Origin of the sequence: Johnsonella ignava ATCC 51276 (assembly GCF_000235445.1) — a bacterium.
Taxonomy (GTDB): Bacteria; Bacillota; Clostridia; order Lachnospirales; family Lachnospiraceae; genus Johnsonella; species Johnsonella ignava.
In genome coordinates this window covers 287,193-298,581 of record NZ_JH378832.1, presented here as the reverse complement: position 1 = coordinate 298,581, position 11,389 = coordinate 287,193, and the positions used below count along the sequence as shown (strand labels likewise).

The window sequence follows — 11,389 nt, the reverse complement described above, 5'->3', positions numbered from 1 at the left end:
GGACTTTTATATAGCCGGAGGAGGCGGACTTACATATAACAGGCTGTATAAAACTCCTGAATATACCGGAAGGATTGCTACACCCGGCAGTGCCTCAGCCTTAAATGATACAAAGGATTTAAATAAATCTCTGCCGTTTGGTATAAATTCGTATTTATCAGGAAAAAACTGATAAGGCAGGAGATGATGAACACAGTACAGGCAGCATAGATAATACCGGAGATTTAGGCAAAAACGGGGAAATACAGGATATACGGGATATAGAAAATGAAGAAAGTGCCCCTGCATATGCTTTAGGCAGTGCAAATGAAAGGGAAAAAAGCCTTCACGGTTACGGATGGAGTACGGACCATGATTATAGATTAATAGATCGTGATCCTCATATAGCGGTATATACACCCGGCGGAGGAAAATCCGTATTTACAAAGAAAGAAAAAGTAGAAAAAGGAAATACAGAGCAGGAAAATACAAAGCAGGAAGCTTCGGGAAATACGCAGGAATATATCTCTGCGGCAGGTTCATCATGGAAGGTTTTAAAAAATGATGACGGATATATACTTGAAGCAGGTTCACAGGGAAGTTTTACATTTAATAAAAAAGGAAACCTGATAAAAGCGGATCCGTGGGGAGAACCGCCGACCATGTATGCCTATGATGAGAGCGACAGACTTGTAAGTATCACAAAAACCGGAAAACGGATCAGTCTTTCATATAACGAGCAGGGTCTTGTAGATAAAGTACAGGACGATGCCAAAAGGGAGGTTTTATATGAATACGATGAAAACGGGCTTTTAGTAAAAGTAACAAATCCGGATGGCGATTCATTTATGTATTCATATGACAATAAAGGGCTTCTTATAAATGTAACCGACTTAAATAAAAATGAGTATATATCAAACACCTATGATAACTACAACCGTGTAATCCACCAGAAGGTTGAGGGCATGGGAGAGTTTGAGTACAGCTATAACAGGGCTGAAAGAACAAGTAAATATACAAGAAGCAGCGGTCTTGAAGTTGTTGTAAAATACGATAAAAATAACCGTATAATCTCGCAGACGGATAATTCGGGAACCGAGACTTATGAATATGATGAAAACAACAGGAGGATACGACAGAGCGATAAAAACGGAGCGGCTACATCATTTGAATATGACAGTGCAGGAAATATAATAAAAGTAACATATCCCGACAATTCATGGTCGTCATATGAGTATGGAAGCATACCTGCAAAGCCCGTTTCGGTAAGCACTGCGGACGGTGCAATAACAAGGACGGTTTATGATGAAAACGGAAATATCATTTCATTTACGGATCCGCTTGGAAATAAATATGATTTTAAATATGATGATGATGAAAATATAATTTCAGAAAATACTCCTGAAAATATATCAAAGCAGTATACATATGATAAAAAAGGCAATGCAATAAGCTACACCGCTCCGGAAGGAAGTACAACAACATATAGCTATGATCCGGCAGGCAGGCTTACTTCACAAAGTATGTATGGGTATACACAGACATATACATATACTGCGGCAGGAAAACTTGAGAGCGTAACCGACCCGACAGGGGCAAAGATACTTTATGAATATAACGGAAACGGTAAGCTTACAGGTATAACGGATGCAAACGGTCATAAAAGCAGCTTTGAATACGGTATACTAGGAAATCCGCTTCATATGTCGGACGGCTCAGGTGCAGGAGTTTCATACAGCTATAATGAAGCCGGACAGCTTACAGGCATAATAAATGACGGAGCACAAAAGGGAATATCATATGAGTATGACAGTCTTGGAAGACGTATAAAAGAAACCGATGCAAGAGGATATTCGACATCATATGAGTACGATCCTGCAGGCAATCTTATAAAAACAACCGATGCTTTTGGAAGAGCTGAAATAATAAAAAGAGATCCTATGGGAAGGATACTTTCAGATACGGATGTAGCCGGAAATACAACTTCTTACGGTTATGACAGTTCAGGAAGATTGATTTTTAAAATTGATGCTTCAGGTGCAAAAACCTCCATGTCATATGACCTTGCAGGAAGACTGACTTCAAAGACAGATGCAAAGGGCGGTGTAACCTCATATAGCTATGACGGACTTGGCAGACTGACAGGTCAGACGGATGCCGCCGGAAACACAACAAAATTCAATTATGACCGAAACGATAATTTAACAGAGATATATGATGCCGCAGGCAACCTTACAAGATACGGCTATGACGGCAGAAATGTTGTTATGATTGAGTTTGATGCAAAAGGAATTTCTGCAAAACGTGAATATGACGGGGCGGGAAGGATTGTATCAAAAGCCAACCGTACTATGGGATATGACAGATATGCATATGACCCGGCAGGAAATCTTACTGAAGAGACAAATGCCGCAGGAGGCATAGTTAAATACGGCTATGACGGTGCGAACAGGCTTTCTGCCCGGACTGACGAAGCCGGGAATACCACAAAGTATTCATATACAACGGAAGGAGTTATTGATAAGATAACCTATCCCGATGAAAGCACAAAAAGCTTTGAGTATGACGAAAACCTTAACCTTATAAAGGTTATCGACGGTATGGGAAATGTAACCTCATATACATATGATGCTCTAAACCGTATAAGTGCCCGTATAAATCCTGACGGTACAAGCAGGATATATTCATATGACAGAGCGGGAAATCTTGAGGCACTGACAGATGAAGCCGGAAACAGATGGGAATACGGATATGATGCTTTAGGAAATAAGACTTTTGAAAAGGATCCCCTCGGAAACACGGCATCCTATGAATATGATAAAAATTCAAATCTTACAAAGATAATACTTAAGGGAAACAGTGAAAGTACCACCTTTGCAGGTATACCGGTTATGTCAGGCATTAAAGGTGCAGCGGAAGCGGCGGATATGAATAGCATAGCAGGTACGGCAGGCTTTGCCGAGAGTTTTAAAAATATACAAAACTCCAAAGCTAAGCCTCAAAAAACTCAGATCACATCATATGAGTATGATGTACTTGACCGTCCTGTAAAAAGAACGGATGCTATGGGAAATACGGTATCCTATGAATATGACTCTGTCGGCAATCTAATCAAAAAGACTGATGAAGAGGGCGGTATCACATCATATGAGTATGATCCGAATGCAAACCTTACAAAGACGGTTTATCCTGACGGCAGTATAAATACATTTACCTATGACGGAGACAACAGGCTTACAGGATATACGGATCCGACCGGAAATACAAACTTTACACGTGATGCACTTGGAAGGATGACACAGGCAGGCTCATATTCAGGAAGCGTACGCTATGAATATGACCCTGTCGGCAATGTAACCATGGTTGACGGTTTTATGCTGAAAACACACTATACCTATGACAGTATGGGAAGGATGACAGGCATAGAAAATAAAGGCATGCAAAACGATACATCCAAATTTTCCTATGAGTATAATGTAGCCGGAGAAATAACAAGGATTACAAAGCCTGATAAAAGTGTTGAGCAAAGAAGCTATGATGTTATGGGAAGGCTTGTAAAAGTTGATATAGACGGCATACAGTCGGGTATATATCAGTATGACAGCACAGGCAATCTTAAAAATAAGATCGAGAATTTAAGCGGTGTAAAAATCGAGTCCGAATATAAGTATGATAAAAACAACAGGCTTATAGAGGAGCATATACTTGGAGCCGACTCTAAAAGAAGCAGGTATTCTTATGACGGATTCGGAAATATAGTAAATGAATATGAGGAGGGATCCGGAAAAAGTGCACCTGTAAATACACGCTACGAATATAACAGCTTAAATCAGCTGACTAAAAAGGTGCAAAGTACTTCAAAAGAAAATAAGCAAAGTGCAGGCTCAACTGCCGGTATAAACCCGGATTCAGGTATAGATTTCGGCATAGGCTCTGCTGCAGGCACACTTTCAGGAAGAAATACATCAGATTCAGTATTTAATTATGAATATGACAAAAAAGGAAACCTTATAAGCTTAAAAGAAGGTGGCGAAACAGTCGCCTACTATAAATACGGTGCAGCCGGACGTATGATAAAGGCGTCCACAAAAGCCGGAGATATTGATTACAGATATGATGCTCTTGGACATCTGGTAAGATCGGGATATTCGGATTTTACTCCAAACTATATATCCGATATAGACATACCTTTCATTGAACACATATTTGGAGGCGGCTTCGGTGAAAAGATCACTCATGTATACGGTCCGGAGGGAGAAGCCGGAACATATGCAGACTATCGTATGTACTGCCTTACAAAGGACAGACTCGGCAGTACAGTTATGGCAAAGGATACTGAAGGTGAGGTTGTATCCGGAACATACTATAATTCATGGGGAGAAGCTGTAAATACATATACAAAAGTCGGATTTGAAAAAAGTGTACTGGCAGTACCAAGTTATACGGGGCACAGATATGACAATATATCGGGGCTGTACTATGCAAAGGCAAGGATGTACTCAGCTGATGATAAGAGGTTTACATCAATAGATCCTATCAAAGACGGGCTTAACTGGTATGAGTATTGTAAGGGGAATCCAAATAGGTATACCGATCCGAGAGGATTAATGCATAGTCTATGTTCACCGGGGTATTTTGAAGAAAGGGAACAGATACTTGCAGAAAGACAACAACGTGCATTATATTCTAAAAAGAAAAATGATGATATGCCTATTCCAAGTAATTATGCATATAGGCACAGTCCAGAAGAATATAATAAATATTTTTTAGATACTACTAATTGTTATGCATATGCTTTTGACCTTGTGATAAACCCAATTACTAAAACACCATTTTATACGAGAAGACAGTCGGAGGAATCTAATTATGAAAAAGCTTTTGCTCTGCAGCCGGGATTACTTAGTGGTCAGTATTCAAAATACAGTTTAGCAGATGCATTAAACAGTAGCAATAAGGGTGATGAGTTATTATTGAAAATGGTTAGAGGTGATGCAGAGGCAATAGGATTAAAATTTGAAAAGTATAATCCGAACCTATCGAGTGGATATGCAGTTTTACTGGTAGTTAACCCTAATAATGACTATCATTGGTATCGGCAGGATAGTGATGGAACATGGTCGCATAAACCAGGGTCGACAAAGGTTATTAAAGGAGTTGAAAATCCTAAAAAAGATGCAAAGAAAAGAGGATATACACATGACTTGGGATTTTATTATATCAGCAAAAAATAAATATATGAAAGTAAAGAGTATAAAAATGTTATCATTAAGTTTATTTCTTGTGTTATTATTTATGTTAATATTTTTATATAGAAGGTATGATATGTATAAAATTGATGCTGCAACAAAGCATAAATTTGAATCATTGATGTTGAAGCCACTGGATGAAGTATTATTAATATTAGGCACCCCGGATGAATCGGAAGGGTATGGAACGTTACATCCTGTGTATGTTTTGGATAACGGTATAAAGGTAGAACTTATTTTCGGCTATAACAGTGAAACACAAAATATTGTACTATGGAGAATAAGATATAAAAAAAATGAAAATATTATCCGTGATATGAAGGTAAAACTTCCCTAAAAAATTAAATACTTAAAAAGTCTTAAACAAGATTTTTGTGAATTGGTTTTCATGCTTTGTTTTTAAAACTATAAAGGGAAACATTCGGCTCTTTATAGTTTTGGGTAAATGATATAAAAACATATATAGGGGCTGTCGGGAAATAAGAAATTTTAATCCCTACGGCACAGAATTAAAATATCCCGTCAAGTATAAGGCTTTTGGGCTTTGTAACTTGTCCGGGATATTTTTCTATAATGCTGTTTTGTTTTTGGACGCAAAACCCACTTGTAGGTAATTACAGCATACATCATGATAGGGATTGTACCCTGTTCTTCTCTTATCTGAACTGAATAATTGGCTAATAAGCCGGAAAAGTTTAAATCCTCAATTACTTTTTTAGAGTTTAGACCGGATCGCCATCGGGTAAACTAAATTTATAAAAGCTAAAGCTGAGTTTTATTGACAAAAGATATACTACAGCTTTAAGGAATAAAAAGTTTTCACAATAAAATATAAAGATTATAAGCAATAAGACCTTTTGTGAGTTAAAATATAAAAAAGAAATTTTTCACACATGAGGTCTTTTTGTATGACAAAAAAGGAAAAGAGAGAAAAAAGAAAAAAAGAACGAGGGATTGTTAATTTTATGATGATAACGCATCATTTTTTTCATTCACTAAGAGAATGGCTTTTAGAAATTGAGGATTCAAGACATCAAAGTTATATAACATACACACGGGCTGATTTGGTATATACGGTCCTTATTTCCCGACAGCCCTATAATAGATTATTCACAATATTAATGTGATATGATATAATGAAATACGTAACAAAGTAAAATAAAAAGCCAGATTGTGAGGTGTAAAGTGATTAAAAAAGAGATGGTTGCCATGCTTTTAGCAGGCGGTCAGGGTAGCCGACTTGGCGTTCTGACACAGAAAGTCGCAAAGCCTGCAGTATCCTTTGGTGGAAAGTACCGTATTATAGATTTTCCTTTAAGCAACTGTGTAAACTCGGGGATAAGTACAGTTGGCGTTCTTACTCAATATCAGCCTCTCAGGCTGAATTCCCATATAGGTATAGGAATACCGTGGGATCTTGATAAAAACGTTGGAGGTGTTACCATACTTCCGCCTTATGAGAATTCAAAAGGAAGCGATTGGTATACAGGTACTGCCAATGCCGTTTTTCAAAATCTTGAATATATGGAGTCATATAATCCCGATTATGTTCTTATACTTTCAGGAGATCATATATATAAGATGGATTATGAGACTATGCTTGGCTATCATAAGGCAAATAATGCAGATGTTACAATAGCTGTAATGCCGGTTTCGCTTGAGGAGGCAGGCAGGTTCGGAGTTGTAGTTACAGATGAAAAAAATCAGGTGATTGAATTTGAAGAAAAACCGCCTCAGCCAAAAAGCAACCTTGTATCAATGGGTATATATATATTCAGTTGGAATGTATTAAAAGAAACACTGGTAAAATTACAGGATGAACCCGGCTGTGATTTCGGAAAACATATAATACCATATATACATGAAAACGGAAATCGGGTATTTGCCTATGAATATAACGGATACTGGAAAGATGTGGGTACACTGCAGTCATATTGGGAAGCCAATATGGAGCTTATAGATATAGTACCTGAATTTAACTTGTATGAGGAATACTGGAAAATATTTACAAAGACGGATATAATCCCTCCGCATTATATTGCTTCAAATGCACATATTGAAAGAAGCATAATAAGTGAGGGCAGTGAAATCTATGGAGAGGTTATAGGATCAATTATAGGTGCAGGTGTACTTATAGAGGAGGGGGCTGTCATAAGGGACTCGATAGTTATGAGAGATTCACATATAGGGAAAAATACCAGGCTTTATAATACAATAGTAGCCGAGAGCAGCGTTATAGGTTCAGGCTGTGAGATAGGTATCGGAGACTATGCCGAAAGTGAATATGATAAAAAGGTTTATAATTCAGAGCTTGTAACCATAGGTGAGGTAAGTGTGATACCTGATAATATAAGGATAGGTAAAAACACTGCAATTATGGGGGAGACTGTATATGAGGATTATAAGGACAATTTCCTTCCAAGTGGAGGTTATATAGTAAAGACAGGTGGGATAGTATGAGAGCAATAGGAATTATACTTGCAGGAGGAAATTCAAAGCGGATGAGAGAGCTTTCAAACAAGAGAGCGATATCTGCGATGCCGATAGCGGGGGCTTACAGAAGTATTGATTTTGCATTAAGCAATATGAGTAATTCAAATATAAAAAAAGTGGTGGTTTTCACACAGTACAACTCACGTTCGTTAAATGAACACTTAAGCTCATCAAAGTGGTGGGATTTTGGCAGAAAACAGGGGGGGCTGTATACCTTCACTCCTACAATAACCTCTGATAATACAGACTGGTTCAGAGGTACTGCCGATGCACTTTATCAGAATATAAATTTTTTAACTGAATGTCATGAGCCGTATGTAGTTATGGCAGCAGGCAATTGCGTATATAAGCTTGATTACAACAAGGTGCTTGAATACCATATAGAAAAGAGGGCTGACATAACGGTAGTATGCAAACGTCTTAATGAGGGAGAAGATGCTACACGTTTCGGTATAGTCAGCATAAATGAAGAGGGACGTATAACCGATTTTGATGAGAAGCCTATGGTTGCACAGTCCAATGATATATCATGTGGAATATATATAATAAGGAGAAGGCTTTTAATTGATCTTGTTGAAAAATGCGTATCTGAGGATAGATATGATTTTGTAAAGGATATTCTTATAAGATATAAAAATCTTAAGAGAATCTTTGCATATAAAATTAATACATATTGGAGCAATATAGCATCTGTTGATTCCTATTTTAAGACAAATATGGATTTTTTAAAAAAAGAGGTAAGGGATTATTTCTTCTGGGAATATCCTGAGGTTCATTCAAAGATGGACGATATACCGCCGGCAAAATATAATCCCGGAGCCGTTGTAAGAAATTCTCTTATATCAAGCGGATGTATAATTAACGGTACTGTTGAAAACTCAATTTTATTTAAGAGAGTCTATATAGGCAATGATACAGTTATAAAAAATTCTCTCGTTTTAAATGATACTTTTATAGGAAACGGGGTATTTATTGAAAACAGTATTGTTGAAAGCAGGGGCACTGTAAAACATGGAAAAAGATTTGAATCCAAAGAAGAAGATACATATAAGATTAGGATCGTTATTGAGAAATACAATCGTTATTTAATGTAATAAATAGTATTTTATTATAAAATTCATAGTAAATCTGATATGCCGACATATTGATTTTAACCGTATTAAAATAAAACTGTCCGATACGGCAATGTGTCGGCATAATATACTGTTTTATAAAGGGGACTTCAGATGAAATGGTTTCAAAAACCTGATAATTTTTTAAGATATTATCTTAAATGGCCTATAGCAGTGATAGGAATGTTTGTATTTATGGCAGCCTGCATAAATCTGGTAAATAAAAAAGCGGGTATGATAATGATCTTTATGGTAACGGCAGCAGTAATACTGCTGCTTACATTTTACTATTACACAAAAGATAATTTTGAAAGAGCGGTTGCCGGCTATGCCATGGAGACAGAGGATATAGGGAAAAAAATGCTTAATCAGCTTGATATGGCTTATGCAGTAATTGACAAGGCAGGCGGGTTTGCGTGGAGAAACCGTGAATTCAACAGGATAATTGAAGGAGATAAAAAAGCCGGAAGAAATATAAGAATTATGTTTCCTGAATTAAAGTGGGAAGAAATTGAGGAAAAAGACAGCTTCAGTGCATGTTATAATGGCAGAAAGTATAAGATTATTATAAATGAGATAATACTTAAGGATGTCAGTGCCTACTCAGTATGTCTTTATGACGAGAGTGAGTATACCGCACTTAAAGAAGCTGCTGATAAAAAAGAGATGGTCGTCGGGCTTATAAATCTTGACAATTATGATGAGGCTATGGAAAATGTAGAGTCTGTAAGGAGTTCACTGCTTATAGCACTTATAGACAGGAAAATAAATCAGTATATATCACGATATGACGGTATATTAAAAAGGCTTGAAAAGGATAAGTATATATTTATAATAAGGCATGAATATTTTGAAGAAATGCAGGAAAATCGTTTTGATATACTTGATGATGTAAAAACTGTCAATATAGGTAATGAGATGAGTGTTACACTGAGTATTGGCATAGGTTCAGGTGGCGACAGCTTTTCTTTAAGAAATGACTTTGCAAGAAATGCTATGGATATGGCGCTTGGAAGAGGCGGGGATCAGGCAGTAGTTAAAGACAGTGAAAGTATAAGATATTTCGGCGGCAAGTCAAAAAGTGTTGAAAAATCAACTCGTGTAAAGGCGAGAGTTAAGGCACATGCTTTAAGAGGAATCATGGAAACCATGGATAATGTCATAATAATGGGGCATAAAAATATGGACATAGACTGCTTCGGTTCTGCAATAGGTATATGGAGAATAGCTGCCACTCTGGAGAAAAATGCCTATATAGTCATGGGTGCGGTAAATTCAACTTTAAAACCGATAGTTGCCAAGTTTACAAATTCAGATGATTATCCCGAGGATATGTTTATAGATGAAGCCAGAGCAAGGGAGCTTGCAGGCGACCGGACAATGCTTGTGGTAGTTGATGTAAACAGACCGAGTATAACTGAAGAACCTGAACTTTTAAATATAATAAATAATATAGTTGTGCTTGATCATCACAGGCAAAGCAGTGAAATTATAAGCAATGCGGTATTGTCATATGTAGAGCCTTATGCATCAAGTGCATGTGAGATGGTCGCAGAGATAGTGCAGTATATAGATGAGATTACAAGAATAAAGTCGGGTGAAGCCGATGCAATGTATGCAGGAATAGTAGTTGACACCCAAAATTTTAATATACAGACAGGTGTAAGAACATTTGAGGCGGCTGCTTATCTTAGAAGAAGCGGTGCAGATATTACCAGAGTAAGAAAGATGTTTAGAGAAAAACCTGCGGACTATATGGCAAAGGCTGAAGCGGTACATAATGCAGAGATCTATAACAAGCATTTTGCTATAAGCGTATGCAGTGCCGAAGGTATAGAGAGTCCTACAGTTATAGGTGCACAGGCTGCAAATGAGCTTTTAAACATAATCGGCATAAAAGCAAGTGTAGTTCTTACCAGGTATAATGATATAATTTATGTGAGTGCAAGGTCTATAGATGAGATAAATGTTCAGGTTATGATGGAAAAGATCGGAGGAGGCGGACATCGTTCTATGGCAGGTGCACAGATTAAGGGTATGAGTATTGAAAATGCCATAAAACGTATTAAGGAAATTATTTCAGAAATGATAAAAGAAGGAGATTTGCTGTAATGAAAATAGTTCTTATTGAGGATGTAAAGTCGCTTGGGCGAAAGGGCGAAGTTGTAGAAGTAAGTGAGGGATATGCAAGAAATTTTTTAATCCCCAAGAAAAAAGGTGTTGAGGCAAATGCTCAGAATTTAAACACGTTAAAGCTTCAAAAGGCAAACGCTCAAAAAATTGCTCAAAATCAGCTCGATCTTGCAAAAGAAACGGCAGGAAAGATTGAAGGCGGCAAAATTGAGATAATGATAAAAGGAGGAAGAGACGGAAAAACCTACGGTTCAGTAACTACAAAGGAAATCTCACAGGCAATAAAGGATCAGTTTAAGGTTGATATTGATAAAAAGAAGATCGTTCTGGCAGAACCTATAAAAACTTTCGGCAGTCATGAAGTTACAATCAGGCTCCATAAGGATGTCAATGCAAAATTTACAGTAAAAGTACTTGAAGCATAGA

6 protein-coding genes are annotated in these 11,389 nt (G+C 37.2%); all 6 read left to right on the top strand.

The window, feature by feature from the left end:
* Positions 1–641: 641 nt before the first annotated feature.
* The 6 genes from HMPREF9333_RS07195 to rplI all read left to right on the top strand — a co-directional run bounded on the left by HMPREF9333_RS07195 (position 642) and on the right by rplI (position 11,388).
* Positions 642–5,210 carry an RHS repeat-associated core domain-containing protein gene (locus HMPREF9333_RS07195; RefSeq protein ID WP_005540995.1) on the top strand — a complete coding sequence of 1,523 codons (4,569 nt, stop codon included), beginning with the start codon at positions 642–644 and terminating at the stop codon, positions 5,208–5,210.
* A gap of 91 nt (positions 5,211–5,301) precedes the next feature.
* Positions 5,302–5,562 (top strand): hypothetical protein, encoded by a 261-nt coding sequence (locus HMPREF9333_RS07190; RefSeq protein WP_242822325.1) that lies wholly within the window; start codon positions 5,302–5,304, stop codon positions 5,560–5,562.
* Between the two features lie 848 nt (positions 5,563–6,410).
* Complete coding sequence (locus HMPREF9333_RS07180; protein ID WP_005540993.1) at positions 6,411–7,685, top strand: glucose-1-phosphate adenylyltransferase; 1,275 nt, start codon at positions 6,411–6,413, stop codon at positions 7,683–7,685.
* Positions 7,682–8,812 (top strand): glucose-1-phosphate adenylyltransferase subunit GlgD, encoded by a 1,131-nt coding sequence (gene glgD / locus HMPREF9333_RS07175; protein WP_005540992.1) that lies wholly within the window; start codon positions 7,682–7,684, stop codon positions 8,810–8,812. The genes HMPREF9333_RS07180 and glgD overlap by 4 nt, the downstream gene beginning before the upstream one ends.
* A 132-nt stretch (positions 8,813–8,944) precedes the next feature.
* Positions 8,945–10,942: a DHH family phosphoesterase gene (locus tag HMPREF9333_RS07170; RefSeq protein ID WP_005540990.1), complete on the top strand. Its 1,998-nt coding sequence runs from the start codon at positions 8,945–8,947 to the stop codon at positions 10,940–10,942.
* Positions 10,942–11,388 carry a 50S ribosomal protein L9 gene (gene rplI / locus HMPREF9333_RS07165; RefSeq protein WP_005540988.1) on the top strand — a complete coding sequence of 149 codons (447 nt, stop codon included), beginning with the start codon at positions 10,942–10,944 and terminating at the stop codon, positions 11,386–11,388. Before HMPREF9333_RS07170 ends, rplI begins: the two co-directional genes overlap by 1 nt.
* Position 11,389: the final 1 nt, after the last annotated feature.